Here is a 25,351-nt window from a genome sequence, read left to right as displayed (position 1 = left end):
ACCTCTTCTTCACCTCCCGCCTCTCCTGCAGTCTCTCCGCCGCCCCCCGCCCCCCGCCCCCCGCCCCCCGCCGGCTGCCTGTCGAGCGGCGCGGGCGCGAGGCCGCCGTACGGACGAGCATCCACGCGCGCGCGAAGCCGTCGCGGGCCGCCCGCCCCCGGAAGCGACGCCGCCACTTCATCACACTCCCCCGCGCGCGGGGCCGCCCCCGCCGGTGCGCTGCGCCGACTCGCCCGTACCCGGATCGCCCATCTCACGACCAACCATCTGTAACCGGACAGAGCGGGCGCCCCGCCGAACCCGCCCCCACCACCGGCCCCGTGACGCCCCGTCCGGGCCCGTCCATAGCCCGTCCGTGGCAGATTGATTGCCTGTTTGATCACACCTGAGGACCCCGCGCGAACGAACCGACATCTCGTCGCTACGATGACCGGGGCCGGTGGACCGTACCCGGCCGGGTCAGACCGACAGTCAAGCCGGCCGGCCCTAGTCCCCGCTCCCGGAGGGTTTTTCCGTGCCGGCTGGAACGCTGTACCGCGGCCGGGAAGGTATGTGGTCGTGGGTGGCTCATCGAGTCACCGGTGTCCTCATCTTCTTCTTCCTGTTCGTCCATGTCCTCGACACCGCCCTCGTGCGTGTCTCCCCCGAGGACTACGACAAGGTCGTCGCTACCTACAAGACACCCATCGTGGGTCTTCTGGAGTACGGCCTCGTCGCCGCCATCCTCTTCCACGCGCTCAACGGTCTCCGCATCATCGCGGTCGACTTCTGGGCGAAGGGCCCCCGCTACCAGAAGCAGATGCTGTGGTCCGTCGTGATCACCTGGCTGATCCTGATGGCCGGAGCGCTGTACCCGGTGCTCGGTCACGCCGCCCGCGAACTGTTCGGGAGCTGAGGACTGACATGTCTGCCGAAACCACTTCCGCGATCGGCGAGGTCGAGGCCACCGGCCTGTACGACGCCGACAACCCCGCGCCCCTCATCGAGGCCCCGCGCAAGCGGACCAAGAAGACGCCGAAGTCGACCCGTACCAACTTCGAGCTGTACGGCTGGCTGTTCATGCGGCTGTCCGGCATCGTCCTGGTCGTCCTGGTCGTCACCCACCTGTGCATCCAGCTGGTGCTCGACGGCGGCGTCTCCAAGATCGGCTTCGCCTTCGTGGCGGGCCGCTGGGCCAACCCGTTCTGGCAGGCCTGGGACCTGGCCATGCTGTGGCTGGCGATGCTGCACGGCGCCAACGGCCTGCGCACGGTCATCAACGACTACGCGCAGCGGGACAACACCCGCTTCTGGCTGAAGATGCTGCTCTACACCGCCACGGTGTTCACCGTCCTGCTGGGCACGCTGGTGATCTTCACCTTCGACCCGAACATCCGCTAGGCCACGGGCTGAGGGACTGAGGAATTTCTGATGAAGATCCACAAGTACGACACCGTCATCGTCGGCGCCGGTGGCGCGGGCATGCGCGCGGCCATCGAGTCGACGAAGCGCAGCCGCACCGCGGTGCTGACGAAGCTCTACCCCACCCGCTCCCACACGGGCGCGGCGCAGGGCGGCATGGCCGCCGCGCTCGCCAACGTGGAGGAGGACAACTGGGAGTGGCACACCTTCGACACGGTCAAGGGCGGTGACTACCTGGTCGACCAGGACGCCGCCGAGATCCTGGCGAAGGAGGCCATCGACGCGGTCCTCGACCTCGAGAAGATGGGCCTGCCGTTCAACCGCACCCCGGACGGCACCATCGACCAGCGCCGCTTCGGCGGCCACTCGCGCAACCACGGCGAGGCCCCGGTCCGCCGGTCCTGCTACGCCGCGGACCGCACCGGCCACATGATCCTCCAGACGCTGTACCAGAACTGCGTCAAGGAGGGCGTGGAGTTCTTCAACGAGTTCTACGTGCTCGACCAGCTCATCACCGAGGTCGACGGCGTCAAGACGTCCGCCGGTGTGGTGGCGTACGAGCTCGCGACCGGCGAGATCCACGTCTTCCAGGCGAAGTCCGTGATCTACGCGTCCGGCGGCACCGGCAAGTTCTTCAAGGTGACCTCCAACGCGCACACCCTGACCGGTGACGGCCAGGCCGCCTGCTACCGCCGGGGCATCCCGCTGGAGGACATGGAGTTCTTCCAGTTCCACCCGACGGGCATCTGGCGCATGGGCATCCTGCTGACGGAGGGCGCCCGCGGTGAGGGCGGCATCCTCCGCAACAAGGACGGCGAGCGCTTCATGGAGAAGTACGCGCCGGTCATGAAGGACCTCGCGTCCCGTGACGTCGTCTCGCGCTCCATCTACACGGAGATCCGCGAGGGCCGCGGCTGCGGTCCCGAAGGCGACCACGTCTACCTGGACCTCACGCACCTCCCGCCGGAGCAGCTGGACGCCAAGCTCCCGGACATCACCGAGTTCGCGCGTACGTACCTGGGCATCGAGCCCTACACGGACCCGATCCCGATCCAGCCCACCGCGCACTACGCCATGGGCGGCATCCCGACCAACGTCGAGGGTGAGGTCCTGGCGGACAACACCACCGTCGTCCCGGGCCTGTACGCGGCCGGCGAGGTCGCCTGCGTGTCGGTGCACGGCGCCAACCGCCTGGGCACCAACTCGCTGCTGGACATCAACGTCTTCGGCAAGCGCTCGGGCATCGCCGCCGCCGAGTACGCCGCGAAGCACGACTACGTCGAGCTCCCGCCGAACCCGGCGGAGCTGGTGGAGACCCAGGTCAAGAACCTGCTGTCGTCGACCGGCACGGAGCGCGTCGCGGTGATCCGCAAGGAGCTCCAGGAGACCATGGACGCCAACGTCATGGTCTTCCGCACCGAGCAGACGATCAAGACGGCCGTGGAGAAGATCGCGGAGCTCCGCGAGCGCTACAAGAACGTCTCGATCCAGGACAAGGGCAAGCGGTTCAACACCGACCTCCTCGAGGCCATCGAGCTGGGCAACCTGCTCGACCTGGCCGAGGTCATGGCCGTCTCCGCCCTGGCGCGCAAGGAGTCCCGCGGCGGTCACTACCGCGAGGACTACCCCAACCGCGACGACGTCAACTTCATGCGCCACACCATGGCGTACCGCGAGGTCGCGGACGGCGGCAAGGACTCGATCCGACTCGACTACAAGCCCGTCGTCCAGACCCGCTACCAGCCGATGGAGCGTAAGTACTGATGGCTACCCCCACCCTCGACAAGGCGGAGGCGGGCTTCGCCGACTCGCCGTACATCACGGTCACCTTCCGGATCCGCCGGTTCAACCCGGAGGTCTCCGACGAGGCGCAGTGGCAGGACTTCCAGGTCGAGATCGACCCGAAGGAGCGTGTGCTCGACGGTCTCCACAAGATCAAGTGGGACCTCGACGGCTCACTGACCTTCCGGCGTTCCTGCGCGCACGGCATCTGCGGTTCGGACGCCATGCGGATCAACGGCAAGAACAGGCTCGCCTGCAAGACGCTGATCAAGGACCTGAGCCCGGAGAAGCCGATCACGGTCGAGGCCATAAAGGGCCTGACGGTCCTGAAGGACCTGGTCGTGGACATGGACCCGTTCTTCCAGGCGTACCGCGACGTGATGCCCTTCCTCATCACGAAGGGCAACGAGCCGACGCGCGAGCGTCTGCAGTCGGCCGAGGACCGCGAGCGCTTCGACGACACCACCAAGTGCATCCTGTGCGCCGCGTGCACCTCGTCGTGCCCGGTGTTCTGGAACGACGGCCAGTACTTCGGCCCGGCGGCGATCGTCAACGCGCACCGCTTCATCTTCGACTCGCGTGACGAGGCGGCCGAGCAGCGCCTGGAGATCCTGAACGACAAGGACGGCGTGTGGCGCTGCCGCACGACGTTCAACTGCACGGACGCCTGCCCGCGTGGCATCGAGGTCACCAAGGCGATCCAGGAAGTGAAGCGCGCGCTGATCACGCGCCGCTTCTGATTCCCTGAGCAGTACGCGAAGGCCCCGCTTCCCGGTCCGGGAGGCGGGGCCTTTCGCGTGTCCGGGCTCAACGCCCTTCGGCGACCACCATGATCCGCCGCAACATGTCGTTCAGCAGCTCACGCTCACCGCGCGACAGCGCGCCCAGCACCCGGGACTCCTCGTCCCCCAGCATGTCCATCGCGCCCCGCCAGGTCGCCCGGCCGGAGTCGGTCAGCTCGACGTGGACCCTGCGGCGGTCGGTGACGGAGGGCGTACGGCGGACGAATCCGCGCCGCTCCAGCGCGTCGAGGCGCCCCGTGACGGACGCGGGCGCGAGGTCGAGGTCGGCCGCCAGCTGCGACGGCGTCGCCGTACCCCCGCGCCCCGCCAGCTTGTGCAGCGTGTCGAACTCGGGCCGGTCGAGCGCGAAGTCGACCAGGGACCGCTCCCGTACCCGCCGAAGGTGGTCGGTGAGCTTCTTCATCCGCGTCACCGCGCCCTCGACGACCGGGTCGAGCCCCGGCAGCACCGGCAGCCACTGCTCCACGTGCCCGTCGGTCCAGTCCCGCTTCCCCTCGGCCTCCTCCGCGCGCTCCATGCCCTGATCGTACGTCGGCTCCCCCAACTCTTTCGCTTCCATATATTTCGTTGACGAATTATTCGGAACCGAAATACATTCGGCGCATGCCACCCTCACTGCCCTCGCCTCCCCACCCCCTCCGCGCCCGCGCGTTCCGGCTGCTCTTCATCGGCCGGTCCCTGTCCCTGCTCGGTGACGCCGTGATCCCGGCGGCGCTCGCCCTCGCCGTCTACATGGCGACCGGCTCCACGGCCGACCTCGCGATCGTGCTCGGCTGCTCGATGGTCCCCAAGCTGCTGCTCCTGCCCTTCGGCGGCGTCACGGGCGACCGCTTCAACGCCCGTACGGTCGCCCTGGCCACCGACTGCGTCCGGTGCGCCACCCAGCTCTTCGTGGGCGTGGAACTGCTCGGCGGCGACCCCCGGCTGTGGCAGATCGCGCTCGCCGAGGCGATCGGCGGCGCCGCCTCCGCGTTCGCCATGCCCGCGATGGCCCCACTGATCACCGGCACGGTCGAGGAGGAGAACCTGCAGCGCGCCAACGCCCTGATGGGCGTGGTCAACAGCGCGACCCGGGTGGGCGGCCCAGCGCTCGCGACCGTGCTCATCCTGACCGCCGGACCCGGCTGGGCCTTCGTACTCGACTCCGCCTCCTTCGCGGTCAGCGCGGCCCTGCTGAGCACGATCCGGGTGCGGCACGTGCCGCTGGTCCGGCGCTCGCTCGCCGCCGACCTCAAGGAGGGCTGGGGCGAGATGCGGTCGCGGGACTGGTACTGGACCAGCCTGTTCGCCCACTCCGCGTGGAACGGCGCCGCCGCCGTCCTGATGACGCTGGGACCGGCCATCGCCTTCGAGCAGTTCGACGGCAAGACGTTCTGGCTGGCGTTCATGCAGGCGGGCGCGGTGGGCCTGCTGCTCGGCTCGCTGCTCGCCGGGCGGGCCAAGCCGAGGCGCCCCATCCTGACGGCCAATCTGGGCCTGGCCACCTACGCCCTGCCGCTCACCCTCCTCGCCCTCTCCGCCCCGGCGCCGGTCTGCATCGCCGCGTACGGAATCGCCCAGCTCGGGCTCGGCTTCCTCTCGCCGGTCTGGGAGACCGCGGTGCAGTCGGCGATCCCCGGCCACGCCCTGGCCCGCGTCACCTCGTACGACTGGCTGCTCTCCCTGGCGGCGATGCCCGTCGGATACGCCCTCGGCCCCCTGGCCGCCGACGCCTGGGGACCCGAAGTGCCGCTGCTGGTCGCCGCGTTCGTGGTGGGCGGGGCCTGCCTGGCGACGGCGGCGGTGCCGGGGGTACGCCGGTTCGGCCGCCCGGTGCAGGACGCTCCCGTGCTCGCCCGGGCCGAGGCCTGACCACGGCCGCGCGCCCGCTCGGAAGCCGCGCGCTCGCTCGCCCGGGTGAACGCGCCGTGATCCCCGGCGGGCGCGCGCCCGTCCTACGATGATGCTCTCGACAGCAGCCCACGGGAGGCACGTGATGTCCGCAGCACCCGCTGAGCAGCCCTATGGCGAAGCACCCACTGAGCGTCCCGAGGACGATCAGTCACTCCGCGGGGCGGCCGACCAGATCATGGAACGGCTTCCCGGCTACCGCGTCGAGATCATCGGAGGCCAGATCCTCGTGTCGCCACCCCCGGACGGCGCCCACGCCCGCGCCCTGACCGACCTCATGGTCCCTTTCCTGATGGCGGGACTGCACAGCGAGCGGGTCAAGGTGCTCCAAGGAGTCGGTCTCTGGCTCCAGAAAGGCCGCGAGGACTACGCCATCCCCGACCTCGCCGTGGTCGACGCCGACTTCGAGGACCACCACGTCGAGAACAACTGCTACGACCCCATCGCCTTCCGCCTCGTCCTGGAAGTCACCTCCCACAACTACCAGACCGACCTGCGCACCAAGGTCACCGCCTACGCGAACTCCAATCTCCCGGTCTACGTGATCGTCGACCGGAAGCACAACCGCCTTCATGTCCTGACCGACCCAGTCGCAGACGATTACGACACCCACCGGATCCACGCCCCCGGCGAGCTCGTCACCCTGCCCGAGTCGATCGGCGCCGAGGTCACCCTTGATGTGACGGCGGTCCTCTCGGCAGCGCAGCGCAAGCAGGAGCCGAAGCAGGAGCCGAAGCAGGACTGATGGCACCGGCAGTTCCGTGGCCGTTTAGGCTCATGCCGTGCCAGCAGAGAACCAGGTCCCCCGGAGCGAGCAGAGTCCCGCCAAGGGTGAGCAGACCCGCACCCTGATCCTGGAGACCGCCATGCGGCTGTTTCAGGAGCTCGGTTACGACAAGACGACCATGCGGGCCATCGCCAAGGAGGCCGGGGTCTCGGTCGGCAACGCGTACTACTACTTCGCCGGCAAAGAGCACCTGATCCAGGGGTTCTACGACCGGATCGCCGCCGAGCACCAGGCCGCCGTCCGGGACGTGCTCGACCGCGAGACCGATCTGGAGGCGCGCCTCGCCGGGGTGCTGAGCGCCTGGCTCGACATCGCGGCGCCGTACCACGAGTTCGCGGCGCAGTTCTTCAAGAACGCGGCCGACCCGGACAGCCCGCTCAGCCCCTTCTCGCCGGAGTCCGAGCACGCCCGCGAGGCGGCCATCGACGTGCACCGCGAGGTGCTGGCGGGCACGAAGACCAAGGTCCCGGCCGAACTCGTGGACGTCCTGCCCGAGTTGATGTGGCTCTCCCAGATGGGCCTGGTGCTGTACTGGGTGTTCGACCGGTCCGAGGGCCGTGAGCGCAGCTACCGGCTGGCCGCGCGCGGCGCCAAGCTCACCACGCGCGGCGTGGCGCTCGCCCGCTTCCGGGTGCTGCGCCCGCTGGTCCACGAGGTCCACGAGCTGTTCACGGACTTCCTGCCGGGCATGGCCCAGGCGGCGACCGCCCGCAAGAAGCCGTGACTCAGATCCAGCCCAGCTCCCACAGCCGCCACACGCCCGTGCCGTCCGAGAGGTACTGGAGGCCGCCGACGCTGCGGCTGCTCACCACGTAGTCCTTGCCCTGCCACAGCGGGACCAGCGGCACGTCCTCGGCGACCTTGTCCTGGAGCGCCTTGAAGTCGTCGGCGGTGCGGCCCCGGTCGCTGTACTGCTGGGTCCGCTGGATGATGGCGTCGACGGCCTTGTCCGAGTAGCCGGTGTGCAGGCTGTTGCCGGTGCCGACGAGCGGCTGGCTGAAGTTGTCCGGGTCCGGGAAGTCCGCGACCCAGCCCGCGGTGTACGCGTCGTAGACACCGGCCGCGTAGTTCTTCTGCATCTTGGGCCAGTCGGCCTCCGAGAGCAGGTCGACGTCGAACAGGCCGCCCTTCTCCAGCTGCGCCTTCAGCAGCTCCGCCTCAGCGCCGTTGGCCCCGAGCTTGCGGTAGGCGAGGGTGAACTTCACCGGGATGTGGACGTCCGCCGACTTCAGGAGTCCCTTCGCCTTCGCCACGTCCACCTTGGGGTACGCGTCGAAGAAGGCCGTGCTGTGGCCGGTGAAGCCCTGCGGGATGAGCGAGAACAGCGGCTCGACCGTGCCGTCGTAGACCCCGGCGGCCAGCGCGGGCCGGTCGATCAGCGCGGCCAGCGCCTGGCGCACCTTGGTCTTGGCCAGCGGGTGGCCGGGGCGGACGTTGATGTTCAGGTTGCGGGTCTCGGCGCCGGGCGTCTCGCTGATGCGGATGGCCGGGTCGCCGGGCGACAGCTTGGCGAGCACCTTGGGCGGCATCTGGCGGTGCGCCACCTCGACCTGCTTGTCCGTCCACGCCTGGTTGAGCTGGTCGGACTCGGCGTAGTAGTGGACCGCGATGGGCAGGCCCTTCTTGCTGACCGCGCCCCGGTAGTCGGGGTTCGGCTCCAGGACCGCGCTCTGGCCCTGCTTGTACGACTTGAGCAGGTACGGGCCGGAGCCGACCACGCCGTTGCCCTTGCGCAGCGACTTCTCCGGGTACGCGCCGCTGTCCACGATCGACCCGGCGCCGGTCGCGAGCTTGGACGGGAAGGTCGCATCCTTCGTCTTCAGGTTGAAGGTGACCGTGTCGCCGTCGGCCTGGACCGAGCCGAGGGAGGAGAGCAGCGAAGCCGGGCCCACATCGCTGTTGATCTTCAGCACCCGGTCGAACGAGAACTTGACGTCGGCCGCGGTGATCTTGCGCCCGGACGAGAAGGTCAGCCCGTCGCGCAGCTCGCACTGATACGTCATCAGCTTCAGCCCGATGAACTTGCAGCCGCTGGCCGCGTCCGGCACGGGCACCGCCGAGCCGGGCTTGAAGGTGAGCAGCGTCTGGTAGACGTTGCTGTAGAGCGCCCAGGATCCGGCGTCATAGGCGCCGGCCGGGTCCAGGGACGTGATCGCGTCCGTCGTCCCGACCGCGATCGGGTCCTTCTTCTCTCCGTCGGACGGCAGCAGCTGCCATCCCCCCACACCGGCGACCACCACTACCGCACATGTCGCCAGAACCCGCATACGGATCGACCGCATCGTCGTGCTCTCCTCGGAACGCCCCACCCCTTCAGGCGCGCCCGACCCCCCGGGCACCCCTGTGATGGCGATCACCCAATCACACGGGTTTCACATTCGGAAGAGAAAATCTTCACTACACAGCTACTCGTTAGCCGCGCGTGACAAGGGGGTCGCACCTACTCGTTAGCGGTCCGTGATCCGGCGGCACCGGCGGTCTCCCCGCGCAGTTGGCGTACGGAACGGAACCCGGTGAGGCCGACGCCCGTCCCCAGGAGAAAGGACACGACGGCGAGGGTGAGGTGCACCCAGAAGTACGCCGTCGGGTCGCCCGCGCCGTCGAAGGCCAGCCCGCTGCCGTCCTTCCACAGGTTCTTGACGAAAGTGATCCAGATGATCCAGCTCCACACTCCGAACACGAGCAGGAACCAGGAGACGCGGCTGCTGAGCTTCATGGAATCAGTATCACCGGGGCGAAGCGGGCGCAGCCGGGCGGGTGGCGGCTCCCGGCGGGTCATCCCTCCGGTGTTCGGAACGACGGCGCGGACCTGTACGTTCTCGTCCGTGTCTGCTGTGAAGAAGCCCGCGAGAATCGCACTGGCGGTCGCCGTCGCCGCGCTGCTGCCCGCGCTCACCGCCGCGCCCGCGTCGGCGCTGCCGAATGATGAAAAACCGGGCACCCAGGGCCAACCGGGCAAGCCGTCCGATCCAGGCAAGGCGGGCAAGGCCCGTAAGGACCCCGACCCGCCGCCCGCCGCGATGTCGACGGTCGGCGGCGCGCTGCTCGGGAAGCCCGGCACCCAGGTGAAGCTCGGCGCGGGGGCGCCGGTGCTGCCGATGGAGCTGACCGGGCGTTCCTGGATCGTCGCGGACGCGGAGAACGGCCAGGTGCTCGCCTCGCACAACGCGCACTGGCGGCTGCCCCCCGCCTCCACCCTGAAGATGCTCTTCGCGGACACCGTGCTGCCGAAGTTCCCCAAGACCGACGTGCACACGGTCAGCCCGGCCGACCTCGACGGCGTCGGCGAGGGCAGCAGCATCGTCCCCGTCCACGAGAACCTGCCGTACACCGTGCACGACCTGTGGCTCGGCGTCTTCCTGCGCTCCGGCAACGACGCCGTGCACGTCCTGTCGTCGATGAACGGCGGCGTGCCCAAGACCGTCCAGGACATGCAGGCGCACGCCGACGACCTTCAGGCGCTCGACACCCATGTGGTCTCGCCGGACGGCTACGACGCACCGGGCCAGGTCTCCAGCGCGTACGACCTCACCCTGTTCGCCCGCTCGGGCCTGCAGAAGAAGGACTTCCGCGAGTACTGCTCCACCGCCTCCGCCAAGTTCCCCGGCGTCGAGGGCAAGAACAACGAGCGGGACTACTTCGAGATCCAGAACACCAACCGGCTGCTCACCGGCGAGAACGGCCTCAGCCCGTACAAGGGCATCGCGGGCGTCAAGAACGGCAACACCAGCAACGCGGGCGCGACCTTCACCGGTGTCGCCGAGCGCGACGGCCGGGTGCTGCTCGTCACCGTGATGAACCCGGACTCCTCCGAGGGCCAGGCCGTCTACAAGGAGGCCGCCCGCCTGCTGGACTGGGGCTTCGCGGCGGCCGGCAAGGTCACCCCGGTGGGCGAGCTGGTCCCGCCCAGGTCGGCGGCCCCGACCGGCACACCGCGGGGCTCGACGCCCTCGGCGGGCACCGCCGCCGACCCCGCCAAGGCGGCCGTCACCGCCCGCCAGGGGCCCGGCTCCGGCGGCATCGGCACCGCGCTCGCCATCGCGGGCGGCGTGCTGGCGGTCGTCGCCGCCGGGGTGTTCCTGGTCAATCGCCGTTGGCCGCTGCCGGAGCTGGTTCGCCGGAAGCGGTGAGCCCGGGGTCGTCCTCCTTGGCCGGGGTGGCCGTCCAGGCCGCGCAGAACAGCAGCAGCTTCGCGGTGAAGTTGATCCACAGCAGCAGCGCGATGGGCACCCCGAACGCCCCGTACATGCTCTTGGTGGCGACCCCCTGCATATAGCCGCCGAGCAGCACCTTCAGCAGCTCGAACCCCACCGCGCCGATGATCCCGGCGGTCACCAGATGGCGGCGCGGCGGGGAGACCCCGGGCAGCAGGGTCAGTACGTACATCAGGACCAGGAAGTCGGCGGCGGCCGCCACCGCGATCGCCACGATCCGCAGCAAGACCCGGCCGACGCCGTTCTGGTCGATGCCCAGCTGGTCGGCGGTCCAGCCGACGGCCGTCGAGCCGATCGAGGACGCGGCGAACGAGGCGAGCCCCGCCCCGCCGAGGCCGACCAGCACCCCGCCGTCCTTGAGCTTGCCCAGGAACGGGTTCTCGCCCTCGTCGTCGTCGCGGTCCCACACCACCCGCAGACAGCCGCGCATCTGGCCGATCCAGCCGATGCCGGTGAACAGCAGCAGCGCCCCGGCCACGACGCCGATCGTGCCCGCGTTGCGGGTCAGATCCTGCAGGTCGAGCTGGTCGGAGATGCCCGGGACCTGCTCGGCGAGGTTCTTCTGGAGCTTCTCGACGCGGCCCGGGGTCAGCACGGCGGCGGCGATCGCCGCGCCCACCGTGAGCAGCGGGAAGAGCGCGAGGAAGCTGATGAAGGTGATCGCGGCGGCGAGCCGGGACCAGCGCACCCGGTCGAGTCTCTCGTACGAACGCCACGCGTGCGTCCGCATCAGCCGGACCACCCAGGGCCCGACGACGGGAAGTTTTGTCAGCCAGTCCATGACGTCCGAGTACCCTTCCTCGCCCCGAAGACAAGCGTGCGTGTCCCCCAAAAGCGCAGGCAGGTGGCGAGCGCCATGCCGAAGACCGCGCCCGAGAGCGTGTCGGCGCGCGGCGAGGTGAGGCCGAGGCCGTAGTGCGTGACGGCGAGACAGAGCAGCTGCACGAGCGCTCCCGCGATGTTCACGGCAAAGAAGACGGCGTACTCGCGCCGCCCGGCCCGGCTGCCCCGGTACGTACCGAAGGCGTTGCCGGCGTATGCGACCGTGCACCCCGCCACGAACGAGAGGCACTTGGCGGTGACCGGGTCCCACCCGAGCCCCGAGCGCAGCCAGACGAAGAGGCCGAGGTCGACGGCGTACGCGCAGATCCCGGCCAGCGCGAAGCCGACGAGCTCGGCTCGGCGCACGCCTCCCCACGCCCCGCGCGCCCGCGTTCGCTCCCCCGCCGCACGCCTCACAGGTCGGCCACCGCCAGCCCGTACAGCGCGATCCACACCAGACCGATGACCACCAGCGCCCGGTCGTGCAGGACGACGTCCTCGGGGGCGCCCGCGCTTCCCCGGTCGGCGAACACGGCGTACCGCAGGATCCCGCCGATGAACGGGACCATCGACAGCTGCCGCCACGGCAGCAGCGAGCCGCCCGCCATGCCGCCGCTCTCCAGCGCCCACATGCAGTACGCGAGGACCGCGACGCCGGCCGCGAGCTGCCAGACGAACCGCAGATAGCCGGTGGTGTACGCGTCCAGGAGCGCGCGGGTCGCGCCGCCGCGCCCCTCCATCTGGACGGCTTCGGAGTACCGCTTGGCCGCGACCATGAACAGCGCGCCGAACCCGGCGGTGATCAGGAACCAGCGCGAGAGCGGGATGGCGAGCGCGACCCCGCCGATCATGGCCCGCATCAGGAACCCGGCGGTGACCACGACCAGGTCGACGACGAGGACGTGCTTGAGCTTGACGCAGTAGGCGAGCTGCATCGCCACGTACCCGGTGAGCAGGGTCGCCGTCATGGCGTTGCAGGTGAGGGCCGCGCCGAGCGGGGCGAGCAGCGCGAGCAGCCCCCCGACGGCGTACGCGACCGGCACCGGCACCTGCCCGGTGGCGACCGGCCGGTGGCACTTCTGCGGATGCGCGCGGTCGGCGACGGCGTCGCGCGCGTCGTTGACCAGGTACACGGCGGAGGCGGCGGCCGTGAACAGCGCGAAGACGAGGGCGAGTTGGCGCAGGGTGTGCGGCGAGTCCAGCTGCCCGGCCGCGGCGGGCGCGGCGGCCACGAGCACGTTCTTGATCCACTGTCGGGGGCGCGCGGTCCTGAGCACGCCCCCTGGCACGCCGAGCGCGCGCCGCCCCGGGCGCCGGGCCGCCTGCTCCTCCAGCACGACGAGCGCCCCGGGCCGGGTCATGAGGGGGCTCCGGGGGCGGCGGGGGCCGGGCGGGACGTCGAGCCCGCCGGACGGTCCGGCCACCCCACGCCCGGCCCGGCTCGGTCCACCCAGCCCGCCCCCAGCCGGGCCGTGGCCGCGCCGAGGAGGGCGCCGACCAGCACGTCCGAGGGGTAGTGGACGCCCACGACCAGCCGGGACACGCACATCACGGCGGCGAGCGGCGGTACGAGGCGCGCCCCGGCGGGCCGCAGCGCGCCGTACGCCACGACCGCCGCGGCCGCCGAGGTGGCGTGCGAGCTGGGGAACGAGTGCCGCCCGGCGGTACGCGCCAGCGGCTCCCGGGCGGCCAGTCGCGGCCGGGGCCGCCGCACCACCCGCTTCACGCCCATGCTGGCCAGGTGCGCGGCCCCCACCAGGGCGGCCCCGCGCAGCCATCCGCCGCGCCGCTCCCGGTCGACGGCGGCGGCGAGCGCCCCGGCCGCCAGCCACACCGCCCCGTGCTCCCCGGCGAGCGAGAACGCGCGGGCGACGGCGGCCACCCGTGGCTCCGCCCCGCAGTCGCGCAGCGCGCAGAGCAGCCGGTGGTCCGCGTCGGAGTACCGCATCTGCCACCCCAATTCCGTGAGACGGCCCCGCCGATCGGCCGTCAGCCGTACGCGACTCTCCCCGGAGCGGACGCCAGATGCGCGTCAATGCCGCTTGACACTCACGCAATCACCCATTTCGGTGAGTATCACAACGAATAGTGCATAACGCGCCACAAGGGATAAAACCCTCGCTACGGTCGCTCCCATGTCTGCCGCCACTCCCCCGGCCTCGACCCCGCCCCCGGCCCCGGCCCCGGCACCCACCCCGGCTCCCGTGACCGGCTGGGGCCGCACCGCCCCGACGGCCGCCGCCCGGATGCTGCGCCCGCGTACGTACGAGGAGGCGGCGGCCGCCGTCCTCGCGGGCGGGGCGCGCGGGTCCATCGCCCGGGGCCTGGGCCGGGCGTACGGCGACGCCGCGCAGAACGCGGGCGGCGCCGTCCTGGACATGACCGGCCTCGACCGCATCCGCACGATCGACGCCGAGGCGGGCGTGGTGGTGTGCGAGGCGGGCGTGAGCCTGCACCGCCTGATGGAGGTCCTGCTGCCGCTGGGCTGGTTCGTGCCGGTGACGCCCGGGACGCGGTACGTCACGGTCGGCGGCGCGATCGGTGCGGACATCCACGGCAAGAACCACCACGGCTCGGGCGCGTTCTCGCGCCATGTGCGCGCGCTGGACCTGCTGACGGCGGACGGAACGGTCCGCACACTGAAGCCCACCGACGAGCTGTTCGAGGCGACGGCGGGCGGAATGGGCCTGACGGGAGTGATCCTCGCCGCCGAGCTCCAGTTCCACCCCGTACAGACGTCGTGGATGACGGTGGACACGGAACGGGCGAGGGACCTGGACGACCTGATGGCGCGGCTGTCGGCGACGGACCACCGCTACCGCTACTCGGTGGCGTGGATCGACCTGCTGGCGCGGGGCGTGAGGACGGGCCGGGCGGTCCTGACGAGGGGCGACCACGCACCACTGGACGCACTGCGGGGGCGCGCCCGCCGCACGCCCCTGCGCTTCAAGGCGCCCCAACTGCCCTCAGCCCCGACGTACTTCCCGGAAGGCCTCCTGACCCGGCCCTCGGTGTCGGCGTTCAACGAACTCTGGTACCGCAAGGCACCGAAGCACCGCACGGGCGAGCTCCAGCCCCTCTCGACGTTCTTCCACCCCCTGGACGGCGTCCCGCACTGGAACCGGATCTACGGCAGGGGCGGCTTCGTCCAGTACCAGTTCGTGGTCGGCCACGGCCGGGAGGAGGCCCTGCGCCGCGTGGTGCGCCGGATCGCCCACCGGGGCTGCCCGTCCTTCCTGGCGGTCCTCAAGCGCTTCGGCGAGGCCGACCCCGGCTGGCTCTCCTTCCCGCTCCCCGGCTGGACCCTGGCCCTGGACATCCCGGCGCGCCTGCCGGGCCTGGGCGGCTTCCTGGACGAGCTCGACGAGGAGGTGGCGGGCGCGGGCGGGCGCGTGTACCTGGCGAAGGACGCCAGGGTGCGGCCGGAGGTGCTGGAGGGGATGTACCCCCGCCTGCCCGAATTCCGTGCCCTGCGCCGGAAGTTGGACCCGGAGGGGGTCTTCGTCTCCGACCTCTCCCGCCGCCTGAACCTCTGACGGACCCCACTCGCGAGGAGCTACAAGATGAAGGACGCGTTCGGCGCCCCCCAGTCCCTGCTGGTCCTGGGCGGTACGTCCGAGATCGGCCTGGCCACGGCGCGCCGCCTGGTGGCCCGCCGCACCCGTACGGTCTGGCTGGCCGGCCGGCCCTCGCCGTCGCTGGACGCGGCCGCGAGGGAGCTGCGCGAGCTGGGCGCGGACGTGCACACCCTCGCCTTCGACGCGCTGGACGCGGAGTCGCACGAGGCGGCCCTGGGCAAGGTCTTCACCCAGGGCGACATCGACATGGTCCTGCTGGCGTTCGGGATCCTGGGCGACCAGGTACGGGACGAGGGCGCGCCCCTGGCGGCGGTGCGGGTCGCGCAGACCAACTACACGGGCGCGGTCTCGGCCTCCCTGGTCTGCGCGAAGGCCCTCCAGACCCAGGGCCACGGCTCCCTGGTGATCCTCTCCTCGGTGGCGGGCGAACGCGCCCGCCGCGCCAACTTCATCTACGGCTCCAGCAAGGCGGGCCTGGACGCCTTCGCCCAGGGCCTGGGCGACGCCCTCCACGGCTCGGGCGTCCACGTCATGGTGGTCCGCCCCGGCTTCGTCCGCACCAAGATGACCACGGGCCTCCGGGAGGCCCCCCTGGCCACGACCCCGGAGGCGGTGGCGGAGTCCATCGAGACGGGCCTGAGGCGCCGCGCGGAGGTGGTGTGGGTCCCCGGAACCCTGAGGGTGGTCATGTCGGCCTTGCGGCACGTGCCACGCCCGATTTTCAGGAGACTGCCGGTGTGAATTCGGTCAGGAGGCTGCCGGTGTGAATTCGGGGGGCGGGCGTGGGGGGAGCCCCCGGCAGAGCGCCTCGCCCTGCCCCCTTCCCCGGAAGGCCCGGGGAGGGGCGAAACCTCACGCCCGAACGGACGGCTCGTCCCGCGTTCCGCCCTGCGCCGGCACCCCGCTCAACCCGAACCCGTACTCGTGCAGCTTCCGCCACACCCCGTCCCCGCCCTGCTCGTACAGAGCGAACCCCCCGCACGTCCACTCCGCCTCGAACCCCGCCAGCTCGGCGAACGCCCGGTCCATCCCCTCCTCGGAGATGCCGTGCGCCACCGTCACATGCGGGTGGTACGGAAAGTGCAGCTCGCGCACGAGCGGCCCGGCCTCGTCCCGCACCCGCTGCTGCAGCCACGCACAGTCCGCCCCACCGTCGACGACCTGCACGAACACCACCGGTGACAGCGGCCGGAACGTCCCGGTCCCCGACAGCCGCATCGGAAACGCCCGCCCCGCCGCCGCGACCTCGGCCAGATGTGTCCGGATCGCGGGCAGGCGGGACGCGTCGACCTCGGTCGGCGGAAGGAGGGTGACATGCGTGGGAATCCCGTACGCGGCGGGATCCCCGAAGCCCGCGCGCCGCTCCTGGAGCAGGCTGCCGTACGGCTCCGGGACCGCGATCGAAACGCCGAGCGTTACGGTCCCCACGTCGTTCTCCTCCGTCGTTGTCCGGGTACGTCTGTGTCCGTCAGTGTGCAGTGTGGCGGGCGCGCCGCCGTTCTGACCAGAGCCCTGGGCGGGACCCCAGGTCGGGCCGGGGGTCGCCCGGCCCGGGCCACCCGTCACGGCCCCGGCGCGCGCCCCGCGCCCCGGCCGCGCCGGCGCGGCTCAGTGCTTGGCGGGCAGGAAGCCCACCCGCTCATAAGCCGTGGCCAGCGTCTCGGCCGCGACCGCCCGCGCCTTCTCCGCACCCTTGGCCAGGACAGAGTCCAGCGTCTCGGGGTCGTCCAGATATTCCTGGGTCCGGTCCCGGAACGGCGTGACGAACTCCACCATCACCTCGGCGAGGTCCGTCTTCAGCGCCCCGTACATCTTGCCCTCGTACTCCGTCTCCAGCTCGGCGATCGTCTTGCCGGTGAGGGTGGAGTAGATGGTCAGCAGGTTGGAGACGCCCGGCTTGTTCACGGCGTCGTACTTGATCACCGTCTCCGTGTCGGTGACCGCGCTCTTGACCTTCTTGGCCGTGGTCTTCGGCTCGTCGAGCAGGTTGACCAGGCCCTTCGGCGTGGACGCCGACTTGCTCATCTTGATCGACGGTTCCTGCAGGTCGTAGATCTTCGCCGTCTCCTTGAGGATGTACGGCGCCGGGATCCTGAACGTCTCCCCGAACCGGCCGTTGAAGCGCTCGGCCAGGTCACGGGTGAGCTCGACGTGCTGGCGCTGGTCCTCGCCGACCGGGACCTCGTTGGCCTGGTAGAGCAGGATGTCCGCGACCTGGAGGATCGGGTACGTGAAGAGGCCGACCGTGGCGCGGTCGGCTCCCTGCTTCGCCGACTTGTCCTTGAACTGCGTCATGCGGGACGCCTCGCCGAAGCCCGCCAGACAGTTCATGACCCAGGCGAGCTGGGCGTGCTCCGGCACGTGGCTCTGCACGAAGAGCGTGCAGCGCTCCGGGTCGAGCCCGGCGGCCAGCAGCTGCGCGGCGGCGAGCCGCGTGTTGGCGCGCAGCTCCTTCGGGTCCTGCGGAACGGTGATCGCGTGCAGGTCCACAACCATGTAGAACGCGTCGTGGGACTCCTGCAGCGCCACCCACTGGCGGACGGCACCGAGGTAGTTGCCGAGGTGGAACGAGCCTGCCGTGGGCTGGATTCCGGAGAGCACTCGCGGGCGATGCTGCATGGCGAAGCCATTCCCCTGAGGGTGGTGGTGGGCGACGGGCGCGCGATCAGAGGCCATGCTCATCATTCTCTCAGGTGCCGCCGACACCTCGGAAACCGTTGTGGATACGAACCGGCGCCCGGCTCCCCGGACGAAGCCACCAACCCGGAACCCCGGAATCCCGGCCGGTACGGATCATGGTGAATGAGACGAGGAACACAGCGCGACCCTCGGCCCGCCACCGCGCCGCCACCGGCCGGGAGGGGCAGACCCTAGTCCGTCGGCAGCCCCGGCGCGGGGAACGCGGCCATCAGTTCGGCCACCTCCGCGCGGATGACCGAGAGCGCGTCCTCGTCGCCGGCGCGGGCCGCGCCGACGCCCCGGTCGATCCAGTCGGCCACGGCGGCCATGTGCTCCGTACCGAGACCACGGGAGGTGAGGGACGGGGTGCCGATCCGGATGCCCGAGGGATCGAACGGCTTCCTCGGGTCGTACGGAACGGTGTTGTAGTTGACGACGATCCCGGCCCGGTCGAGGGCCTTCGCGGCGACCTTGCCCGGGACGTCCTTGGGGGTGAGGTCCATCAGGATCAGATGGTTGTCGGTGCCGCCGGAGACCAGGTCGAAGCCGCGCGCGAGGAGCTGCTCGGCGAGGACCCGGGCGTTGGCGACGACGGCCTGGGCGTAGTCACGGAAGGAGGGCTGGGCCGCTTCGCGGAGGGCGACGGCGATCGCGGCGGTGGTCTGGTTGTGCGGGCCGCCCTGGAGACCGGGGAAGACGGCCTTGTCGATGGCCTTGGCGTACTGCTCGCGGGACATGAGCATCGCGCCGCGCGGGCCGCGCAGGGTCTTGTGGGTGGTCGTGGAGATCACGTCCGCGTGCGGGACCGGGGACGGGTGGGCACCACCGGCGATCAGGCCCGCGATGTGCGCGACGTCGGCGACCAGGACGGAGCCCGCCTCCCGGGCGATCTCCGCGAAGGCCGCGAAGTCGATGGTGCGGGGGAGGGCGGTGCCGCCACAGAAAATGATCTTCGGTCGTTCCTTGAGGGCGAGCTCGCGGACCTCGTCGAAGTCGATCAGGCCGGTGTCGTGGCGTACGCCGTACTGGACGCCGCGGAACCACTTGCCGGTCGCGGAGACGCCCCAGCCGTGGGTGAGGTGGCCGCCCATCGGCAGAGCCATGCCCATCACGGTGTCGCCGGGCTCGGCGAAGGCGAGGTAGACGGCGAGGTTGGCCGGCGAGCCGGAGTAGGGCTGGACGTTGGCGTGCTCGACGCCGAAGAGCGTCTTGGCCCGCTCCACGGCGAGCGTCTCGACCTGGTCGATGTTCTGCTGGCCCTCGTAGTACCGGCGGCCCGAGTAGCCCTCGCTGTACTTGTTCTGCAGCACCGTGCCGGAGGCTTCGAGGACGGCCTGCGAGACGTAGTTCTCGCTGGGGATCAGCCGCAGGGTGTCCGACTGCAGCCGTTCCTCGGCGGCGACGAGCGCGGCGAGTTCGGGGTCGGTGGCGGAAAGGGCCGGGTGGGAAAGGGGCAGGCTCATGGCGTCCTCCGGGGTCCGTCGTGGTCCCGGGGTGCCCAGGCGGGCGGCACCTCGTGCGCGTGGCACGCACGGCTTCCCCGAGGTCGCTTCCCCGTGCGCCAGTCGCCGTACGTACAACCACCCTAACCGGCACACCGGGAATCAAGGTTTCCCCGTCCAGCATCCGAGTGACGAGAGAAACTGGGCCCTGCCCCGTCCCACGCCGCACGATGAAACGGAGACCCCGTGTCGACTACATCGGACGCCATCCGCTCTGCCGAGGCTCACAGCGCGCACAACTACCATCCGCTGCCCGTCGTCGTCGCCTCGGCCGAGGGCGCGTGGATGACCGATGTCGAGGGGCGCCGCTTCCTCGACATGCTCGCCGGGTACTCGGCCCTGAACTTCGGGCACGGCAACCGCAGGCTGATCGACGCGGCCAAGGCGCAGCTGGAGAGAGTGACGCTCACGTCGAGGGCGTTCCACCACGACCGGTTCGCCGACTTCTGCGGGCAGCTCGCGCAGTTGTGCGGCAAGGAGATGGTGCTGCCCATGAACACCGGGGCGGAGGCGGTCGAGACGGCCGTGAAGACCGCCCGGAAGTGGGGGTACAAGGTCAAGGGCGTGCCGGCCGAAAGGGCGAAGATCGTGGTCGCGGCCAACAACTTCCACGGCCGTACGACCACGATCGTCAGCTTCTCCACGGACCCGGAGGCGCGCGCGGACTACGGGCCGTACACGCCGGGGTTCGAGATCGTGCCGTACGGGGACCTGACCGCGCTCTCGGCGGCCGTCACGGAGAACACCGTGGCGGTGCTGCTTGAGCCGATCCAGGGCGAGGCCGGGGTGCTGGTGCCGCCGGCCGGATATCTGCCGGGCGTACGGGAGTTGACGCGCGAGCGGAACGTGCTGTTCATCGCGGACGAGATCCAGTCGGGTCTCGGCCGGACGGGGAAGACGTTCGCGTGCGAGCACGAGGACGTGGTGCCCGATCTGTATGTGCTGGGCAAGGCGCTCGGCGGCGGGGTCGTGCCGGTCTCGGCGGTGGTGGGCTCGGCGGAGGTGCTCGGGGTGTTCCGGCCCGGCGAGCACGGGTCGACCTTCGGCGGCAACCCGCTGGCGTGCGCGGTCGGGCTTGAGGTGATCGCGATGCTGCGTACCGGTGAGTACCAGCAGCGGGCGACCGAGCTCGGCGAGCACCTCCACCACGAGCTGGGCCTGCTGGCCGGGACCGGCGCGGTGGAGGCGGTGCGCGGGCGCGGCCTGTGGGCGGGCGTCGACATCAACCCGGCGTTCGGGACGGGGCGGCAGATCTCCGAGCGGCTGATGGACCGGGGCGTCCTGGTCAAGGACACCCATGGCTCGACGATCCGGATCGCCCCGCCGCTGGTGATCAGCAAGGAGGACCTGGACTGGGGGCTCGACCAGCTGCGGTCGGTGCTGGCCCAGGACTAAGGCCTGTCCGGGCGCCCGGCTGGGCCTAGCCCCGGCCGGGCGCCGAGGCGGGGCTCGGCCGGCACAACCGGCTTGCGCAGCAGGGCCGTTGAGCACGGCTCGGTGCCGAGCCCCGCCCCGGTCCAGACCCCGGCATCGGCCCCGGCCCCGGCTAGCGGATCACGTGCGGGATGAAGCGCGCGTACTCGTCCGTGACCAGGCCCGAGGACTCGCGGATGCCGAGCCCCGCCGCCTCGTCCTCGACGACCCAGGCGCCGAGGACGACCCGGTTCCCGTCGAAGTCGGGGAGCGGGGAGAGGGCCTGGTAGCAGGCGGGTTCGTCGCGCAGGACGGGCGGCGTGCCCGGGGCGTGGATCTCGACCCCGGCGCCCTCCCGGCCGAGCAGCGGCTTGGAGACGTATCCGGCGGTGCCGGCCAGCTCGCGCGGGCCGTCCAGGTACGCCGGGAGCAGGTTCGGATGGCCGGGGTACAGCTCCCAGAGGATCGCGAGCAGCGCCTTGTTGGAGAGCAGCATCTTCCAGGCGGGTTCGATCCAGCAGGTGCTGCCGGTGCCGCCGCCGTTGTCCAGCGTCTCCAGGACGTGCGGCGCGAACCGGTCCGTGGTCAGCCACTCCCACGGGTAGAGCTTGAAGCAGCTGCGGATGAACCGGAGGCGGTCGTCGACGAAGCGGCCGGTCAGGCTGTCCCAGCCGATCCGCTCGACGGAGAGCGCCTGCGTCTCGATGCCCGCCTGCTCCGCCGTCTCGCGCAGATACGCGACGGTCATCAGGTCCTCGCCGAGCTCGTCGTCGTCCGAGTGGGCGAAGTGGAGCGGGCCGGGCGGGAGCAGCGGGGCCTGCCGCCGCCAGGCGGCGATCAGGCGTTCGTGGAGCGAGTTCCACTGGTCGGCGCCGGGGAAGCGCTCCTCCATCCAGAACCACTGCGGGCTCGCCGCCTCGACCAGCGAGGTGGGGGTGTCGGCGTTGTACTCCAGCATCTTGGCCGGGCCCGTACCGTCGTACCGGAGGTCGAAACGCCCGTAGACGGACGGGAGTTCGGAGCGGCGGTGCCAGGATTCGGCGACCCGGGCGGCGAGCGCCGGGTCGGTGATCCCGAGGTCGGCGAAACGGTTCCGCTCGACGATGTGCGCGGCCGCCGCGAGGCACATCCCGTGCAGCTCCTCGACGACCTCCTCCAGGGCTTCGACCTCGGGGAGGGTGAAGGAGTAGTACGCGCTCTCGTCCCAGTACGGGCGCAGCGAGCCGTCCGGGTAGCGGGTCAGGGGGTAGATCAGGCCCTGGGCCTCGACGGTCTGCTGCCAGCCGGGGCGCGGGTCGATGCGGTGCCGCTGCATCGGTCAGCCGCCGCCCGAGCCGGAGTGGCCGCCGAAGCCGCCCCGGTCCACGCCGCCGGAGGAGCCGGAGGAGGTGGAGGAACCCGAGGTGCCGGAGGAGGTGGAGGAGCCGGATCCGGACCGGCTGAAGGAGCCGCCGTAGACGGCGCCGTTGCGGGTGTAGCCGCCGTAGTAGTACGAGCCGTGGCCGCCGCTCTTGCACTCGTACTTGGGAAGTTCCTTGTGCGAGACGGGGTCGACGCAGCGGCGGTCCGGCTCGTGGGAGCACGCCGCCAGCGTGGCGGCGAGCACGCCCATGCCGCCGAGCACGACCGTTGTGGACCGGAATCTACGCATGTGCGGGCCTCCCCCTCGTGATCCTCGTGATCTCGTACATCTGTCTGGGACGTGAACCGGCCACACCCTAGTTCCCGGCCATACGGGACCGGGAATCCGCTCTCCCCCGCCGCCCGAACTCCCTTCCATTACAGTCCGTCTGTGCTCTTTGGGATGATCTGTGCGCTGGGGTCGGCGGTCTGCTACGGCACCGCGACCGTTCTGCAGGCGGTGGCGGCCCGGGCGGTCCCGGCCGAGGCGGGGTCCGATGCCGGGGTCGATCCGGCGCTGCTGCTGCGGGCCGTGCGGCAGTGGCGGTACATGGCCGGGCTCGGGCTCGACGGGCTCGGATTCGTCCTCCAGATCGTGGCGCTGCGGGCGGTCCCGATCTACGCGGTCGGGGCGGCGCTCGCCGCGTCGCTCGCGGTGACGGCCGTGGTCGCGGCGCGGGTGCTGGCGGTGCGGCTGTCCGGGGCGGAGTGGGCGGCCGTCGGGGTCGTCTGCGCCGGGCTGGCGATGCTCGGCCTCGCCTCCGGCGAGGAGGGGCACGAGGACGGGCCCGCCGCGCTGCCCTGGGCGCTGCTCGGGGTCGCGGCGGCGATCCTGCTGGCCGGGGCCGTGGCCGGGCGGCTGCCCGGACGGGCGCGGGCGCTGGTGCTCGGGCTCGGGGCGGGGTGCGGGTTCGGGGTGGTGGAGGTCGCGGTGCGGCTCATCGACTCCATCGACTTCGCCAACCCGGCGTTGTACGCGTTGCTGCTCGGCGGGGGCGCGGCGTTTCTGCTGCTGACGTCGGCGCTCCAGCGGGGATCGGTGACGACGGCCACGGCCGGGATGGTGCTCGGCGAGACCATCGGGCCCGCGCTGGTGGGGGTGGTGTGGCTGGGCGACCACACACGGGCGGGGCTGGGGTGGCTGGCGGTGGGAGGGTTCGCGGTGGCGGTGGCGGGAGCGCTGACGCTGACACGGTTCGGGGAGGCGCCGACGGGGGTGGACGCGGCGTAGTGGCCCCTCCCCGCTGTGACATGCGCGTCTCTGCCTCGTGGCCTCCGGGGGTTGGAAGCCCAGGGATGCCGCGCAGCGGCACCGAAGGGGCGCGAGGAACTGCGCGACCAGCCACATGCGACCCGCAGACAAACAGCGGGCCCGGGGATGCCGCGCAGCGGCACCGAAGGGGCGCGAGGAACTGCGCCACCAGCCACATGCGACCCGCAGACAAACAGCGAGGCCCAGGGATGCCGCGCAGCGGCACCGAAGGGGCGCGAGGAACTGCGCCACCAGCCACATGCGACCCGCAGACAAACAGGGGCTGGGGGCGAAGCCCCACAGGGGTCTGGGGGCGCAGGCTCCCGGGAAGCCGCCTTCACCCCCACCCACCCCCGGAGGGTTAAGGGAACGGGCGGGGTGGGGCTACGGCAGCACCCGGCACAGCGCGTCCAGCGCCCCCGCCCACCCACTGTCCGTCGGCTCCGCGTACCCCACCACCAGCGCGTCCCGGGACACCCCCGTCGTGGGGTGGCGGAAGGCGGAGAGGCCCTGGAGGGCCAGGCCCTGCCAGGCCGCGGCCTGGATGACCGCGCGCTCGGTGCCCAAAGGCAGCTCCAGGACCGCGTGCAGGCCCGCCGCGATGCCGGAGACGCGGACCTCCGGCGCGCGCTCGGCCAGCGCCGCCACCAGCTGGTCGCGGCGCCGCCGGTACCGCAGCCGCATCCCCCGCACATGCCGGTCGTACGCCCCGGACGCGATGAACTCCGCCAGCGTCAGCTGGTCCAGCGCGCCGCACGACCAGTCCATGTCCCCCTTCGCCTCCGCCACCTCCCCCGCCAGCCGCTCGGGCAGCACCATCCAGGCCAGCCGCAACCCGGGCGCGAGCGACTTGCTGGCCGTGCCAAGGTAGACGACGCGCTCGGGGTCGAGGCCCTGCAGCGCGCCGACCGGCTGGCGGTCGTAGCGGAACTCGCCGTCGTAGTCGTCCTCCAGGATCAGCCCGTCCGTGGCCCGCGCCCAGTCGACGACCGCGGCGCGCCGCTCCGGCGGCAGGGCGACCCCGACCGGGAACTGGTGCGCGGGCGTCAGCAGCACCGCCCCCAGACCCTTCACCGACCCCAACTCGCCCGTCAGCGTGCCGTGTTCGTCGAAGGGCAGGGGTGGAGTGCGCAGACCCTCCCGTACCAGCATGTTCCAGTGCACGTCGAGGCCGTACGCCTCGACGCCCACCGCCTTCACCCGGCGCGCCCGCAGCACCCGCCCCAGCAGCGTCAGCCCGTGCACGAAACCCGCGCAGACGACGATCCGTTCGGGCTCCGCGTAGACCCCGCGCGCCCGCGCCAGATAGTCGGCCAGGACCGTGCGCAGCTCGATGCGGCCGCGCGGGTCGCCGTAGCCGAAGGCCTCGTGGGGCGCGGCCGTCAGTGCCCGCCGGGACGCCTTCAGCCACTCGGCGCGCGGAAAGGACGCCAGATCGGGGCTGCCCGCGATCAGGCTGTACGCGGGCTTGCGGCGCGCCGAACCGCGGGGCCCGGCCGGCTGGGGGCGGCGCGGCGCGGCCCGCTGGGCGACCCGGGTCCCGGAGCCCTGTCGCGCGGTGAGCCAGCCCTCGGCGACGAGTTCGGCGTACGCGTCGGCCACCGTGTTGCGCGCGACGCCCAGGTCCGCGGCGAGCGTGCGCGACGAGGGAAGCCGGGCGCCGGGGGCGAGCCTGCCGCCGCGCACGGCCTCGCGCAGCGCGTCCATGAGGCCGGCGCGCAGCCCGCCCGCGCCCACCTCCACATGCAGGTCGACACCGAAGACTTCGGCCAGGGTTCCGGAGGAAGTGGCCCAGGATTCCACCATGAAAATGGACCATACCCGTGT

Annotated in this window: 25 protein-coding genes and 1 riboswitch; of the genes, 12 read left to right on the top strand and 13 right to left on the bottom strand. The window is 71.4% G+C overall.

Annotated elements, in window-relative coordinates; all coding sequences use genetic code 11:
• Nucleotides 1-514 precede the first annotated feature (514 nt).
• From sdhC to AB0G17_RS21285, 4 genes are read left to right on the top strand one after another with little or no spacing between them, the layout of a single operon-like run.
• Entirely contained in the window at nucleotides 515-895 is a 381-nt protein-coding gene (gene sdhC, locus AB0G17_RS21300; RefSeq protein ID WP_361384833.1) for a succinate dehydrogenase, cytochrome b556 subunit, read from the top strand.
• An 8-nt stretch (nucleotides 896-903) separates the two neighbouring features.
• On the top strand, nucleotides 904-1,380 hold the full coding sequence (locus tag AB0G17_RS21295; RefSeq protein WP_361384830.1) for a succinate dehydrogenase hydrophobic membrane anchor subunit: 477 nt from the start codon (nucleotides 904-906) through the stop codon (nucleotides 1,378-1,380).
• A gap of 30 nt (nucleotides 1,381-1,410) precedes the next feature.
• On the top strand, nucleotides 1,411-3,165 hold the full coding sequence (gene sdhA, locus AB0G17_RS21290) for a succinate dehydrogenase flavoprotein subunit (RefSeq protein ID WP_361384827.1): 1,755 nt from the start codon (nucleotides 1,411-1,413) through the stop codon (nucleotides 3,163-3,165).
• Complete coding sequence (locus tag AB0G17_RS21285) at nucleotides 3,165-3,923, top strand: succinate dehydrogenase iron-sulfur subunit (protein WP_361384824.1); 759 nt, start codon at nucleotides 3,165-3,167, stop codon at nucleotides 3,921-3,923. Before sdhA ends, AB0G17_RS21285 begins: the two co-directional genes overlap by 1 nt.
• A 67-nt stretch (nucleotides 3,924-3,990) precedes the next feature.
• Here the strand turns inward: AB0G17_RS21285 and AB0G17_RS21280 are convergent, their stop codons facing one another.
• Nucleotides 3,991-4,503, bottom strand: coding sequence for a MarR family transcriptional regulator (locus tag AB0G17_RS21280; protein ID WP_361384821.1), 513 nt, complete (start codon nucleotides 4,501-4,503; stop codon nucleotides 3,991-3,993).
• Between the two features lie 86 nt (nucleotides 4,504-4,589).
• Between AB0G17_RS21280 and AB0G17_RS21275 the strand changes: the two genes are divergently transcribed.
• From AB0G17_RS21275 to AB0G17_RS21265, 3 genes are all read left to right on the top strand, one after another.
• On the top strand, nucleotides 4,590-5,837 hold the full coding sequence (locus tag AB0G17_RS21275) for an MFS transporter (RefSeq protein WP_361384818.1): 1,248 nt from the start codon (nucleotides 4,590-4,592) through the stop codon (nucleotides 5,835-5,837).
• Between the two features lie 124 nt (nucleotides 5,838-5,961).
• Nucleotides 5,962-6,621 (top strand): Uma2 family endonuclease, encoded by a 660-nt coding sequence (locus tag AB0G17_RS21270; protein ID WP_361384815.1) that lies wholly within the window; start codon nucleotides 5,962-5,964, stop codon nucleotides 6,619-6,621.
• Between the two features lie 37 nt (nucleotides 6,622-6,658).
• Nucleotides 6,659-7,387, top strand: a complete 729-nt coding sequence (locus AB0G17_RS21265) for a TetR family transcriptional regulator (RefSeq protein WP_361384813.1) — start codon at nucleotides 6,659-6,661, stop codon at nucleotides 7,385-7,387.
• A 1-nt stretch (nucleotide 7,388) separates the two neighbouring features.
• Here AB0G17_RS21265 and AB0G17_RS21260 read toward each other — a convergent pair whose 3' ends face one another.
• Nucleotides 7,389-8,945 carry an ABC transporter substrate-binding protein gene (locus tag AB0G17_RS21260; protein ID WP_361384810.1) on the bottom strand — a complete coding sequence of 519 codons (1,557 nt, stop codon included), beginning with the start codon at nucleotides 8,943-8,945 and terminating at the stop codon, nucleotides 7,389-7,391.
• A gap of 158 nt (nucleotides 8,946-9,103) precedes the next feature.
• Entirely contained in the window at nucleotides 9,104-9,379 is a 276-nt protein-coding gene (locus AB0G17_RS21255; protein WP_361384807.1) for a hypothetical protein, read from the bottom strand.
• Nucleotides 9,380-9,488: 109 nt separating this feature from the next.
• On the opposite strand from AB0G17_RS21255, the gene AB0G17_RS21250 reads away from it, so the two are divergent.
• Entirely contained in the window at nucleotides 9,489-10,793 is a 1,305-nt protein-coding gene (locus AB0G17_RS21250) for a D-alanyl-D-alanine carboxypeptidase (RefSeq protein WP_361384804.1), read from the top strand.
• Here the strand turns inward: AB0G17_RS21250 and AB0G17_RS21245 are convergent.
• From AB0G17_RS21245 to AB0G17_RS21230, 4 genes are read right to left on the bottom strand one after another with little or no spacing between them, the layout of a single operon-like run.
• On the bottom strand, nucleotides 10,747-11,658 hold the full coding sequence (locus tag AB0G17_RS21245; protein ID WP_361384801.1) for a YihY/virulence factor BrkB family protein: 912 nt from the start codon (nucleotides 11,656-11,658) through the stop codon (nucleotides 10,747-10,749). The genes AB0G17_RS21250 and AB0G17_RS21245 overlap by 47 nt on opposite strands.
• Nucleotides 11,646-12,065, bottom strand: coding sequence for a GtrA family protein (locus AB0G17_RS21240; RefSeq protein WP_361384798.1), 420 nt, complete (start codon nucleotides 12,063-12,065; stop codon nucleotides 11,646-11,648). The genes AB0G17_RS21245 and AB0G17_RS21240 overlap by 13 nt, the downstream gene beginning before the upstream one ends.
• Before the next feature lie 47 nt (nucleotides 12,066-12,112).
• Nucleotides 12,113-13,060: a decaprenyl-phosphate phosphoribosyltransferase gene (locus AB0G17_RS21235; protein ID WP_361384795.1), complete on the bottom strand. Its 948-nt coding sequence runs from the start codon at nucleotides 13,058-13,060 to the stop codon at nucleotides 12,113-12,115.
• Complete coding sequence (locus tag AB0G17_RS21230; RefSeq protein WP_361384792.1) at nucleotides 13,057-13,647, bottom strand: phosphatase PAP2 family protein; 591 nt, start codon at nucleotides 13,645-13,647, stop codon at nucleotides 13,057-13,059. Before AB0G17_RS21230 ends, AB0G17_RS21235 begins: the two co-directional genes overlap by 4 nt.
• Nucleotides 13,648-13,945: 298 nt before the next feature.
• Between AB0G17_RS21230 and AB0G17_RS21225 the strand changes: the two genes are divergently transcribed.
• Nucleotides 13,946-15,235 carry an FAD-binding oxidoreductase gene (locus tag AB0G17_RS21225; protein ID WP_361385135.1) on the top strand — a complete coding sequence of 430 codons (1,290 nt, stop codon included), beginning with the start codon at nucleotides 13,946-13,948 and terminating at the stop codon, nucleotides 15,233-15,235.
• A gap of 27 nt (nucleotides 15,236-15,262) precedes the next feature.
• Nucleotides 15,263-16,018, top strand: a complete 756-nt coding sequence (locus AB0G17_RS21220) for a decaprenylphospho-beta-D-erythro-pentofuranosid-2-ulose 2-reductase (protein WP_361384789.1) — start codon at nucleotides 15,263-15,265, stop codon at nucleotides 16,016-16,018.
• Nucleotides 16,019-16,129: 111 nt separating this feature from the next.
• On the opposite strand, the gene AB0G17_RS21215 is transcribed toward AB0G17_RS21220, so the two are convergent.
• From AB0G17_RS21215 to glyA, 3 genes are all read right to left on the bottom strand, one after another.
• Entirely contained in the window at nucleotides 16,130-16,705 is a 576-nt protein-coding gene (locus AB0G17_RS21215; RefSeq protein ID WP_361384786.1) for a 2'-5' RNA ligase family protein, read from the bottom strand.
• Nucleotides 16,706-16,885: 180 nt separating this feature from the next.
• Complete coding sequence (gene trpS / locus AB0G17_RS21210; RefSeq protein WP_361385132.1) at nucleotides 16,886-17,896, bottom strand: tryptophan--tRNA ligase; 1,011 nt, start codon at nucleotides 17,894-17,896, stop codon at nucleotides 16,886-16,888.
• A gap of 251 nt (nucleotides 17,897-18,147) precedes the next feature.
• A complete protein-coding gene (gene glyA / locus AB0G17_RS21205; RefSeq protein WP_361384783.1) occupies nucleotides 18,148-19,419 on the bottom strand; it encodes a serine hydroxymethyltransferase in 1,272 nt (423 codons plus the stop codon).
• A gap of 26 nt (nucleotides 19,420-19,445) precedes the next feature.
• Nucleotides 19,446-19,535, bottom strand: a riboswitch (ZMP/ZTP riboswitch).
• 109 nt (nucleotides 19,536-19,644) lie between these two features.
• On the opposite strand from glyA, the gene rocD reads away from it, so the two are divergent.
• The gene (gene rocD, locus AB0G17_RS21200) at nucleotides 19,645-20,853 is read left to right on the top strand and encodes an ornithine--oxo-acid transaminase (protein ID WP_361384780.1); all 1,209 of its coding nucleotides are present in this window, start codon (nucleotides 19,645-19,647) and stop codon (nucleotides 20,851-20,853) included.
• Between the two features lie 151 nt (nucleotides 20,854-21,004).
• Here the strand turns inward: rocD and AB0G17_RS21195 are convergent, their stop codons facing one another.
• Nucleotides 21,005-22,186: a glutathionylspermidine synthase family protein gene (locus tag AB0G17_RS21195; protein WP_361384777.1), complete on the bottom strand. Its 1,182-nt coding sequence runs from the start codon at nucleotides 22,184-22,186 to the stop codon at nucleotides 21,005-21,007.
• A 3-nt stretch (nucleotides 22,187-22,189) separates the two neighbouring features.
• Nucleotides 22,190-22,522 (bottom strand): hypothetical protein, encoded by a 333-nt coding sequence (locus AB0G17_RS21190; protein ID WP_361384774.1) that lies wholly within the window; start codon nucleotides 22,520-22,522, stop codon nucleotides 22,190-22,192.
• A gap of 153 nt (nucleotides 22,523-22,675) precedes the next feature.
• Between AB0G17_RS21190 and AB0G17_RS21185 the strand changes: the two genes are divergently transcribed.
• Complete coding sequence (locus AB0G17_RS21185) at nucleotides 22,676-23,503, top strand: hypothetical protein (RefSeq protein ID WP_361384771.1); 828 nt, start codon at nucleotides 22,676-22,678, stop codon at nucleotides 23,501-23,503.
• 405 nt (nucleotides 23,504-23,908) lie between these two features.
• Here AB0G17_RS21185 and AB0G17_RS21180 read toward each other — a convergent pair whose 3' ends face one another.
• Nucleotides 23,909-25,330, bottom strand: coding sequence for a PLP-dependent aminotransferase family protein (locus AB0G17_RS21180; RefSeq protein WP_361384768.1), 1,422 nt, complete (start codon nucleotides 25,328-25,330; stop codon nucleotides 23,909-23,911).
• Nucleotides 25,331-25,351: the final 21 nt, after the last annotated feature.

The sequence above is a fragment of the Streptomyces sp. NPDC023838 genome (genome assembly GCF_040639555.1).
In the GTDB taxonomy this organism is placed as follows: Bacteria; Actinomycetota; Actinomycetes; order Streptomycetales; family Streptomycetaceae; genus Streptomyces.
Note: the sequence above shows the minus strand (reverse complement) of the source record. Positions and strands in the feature narration are given on the sequence as shown.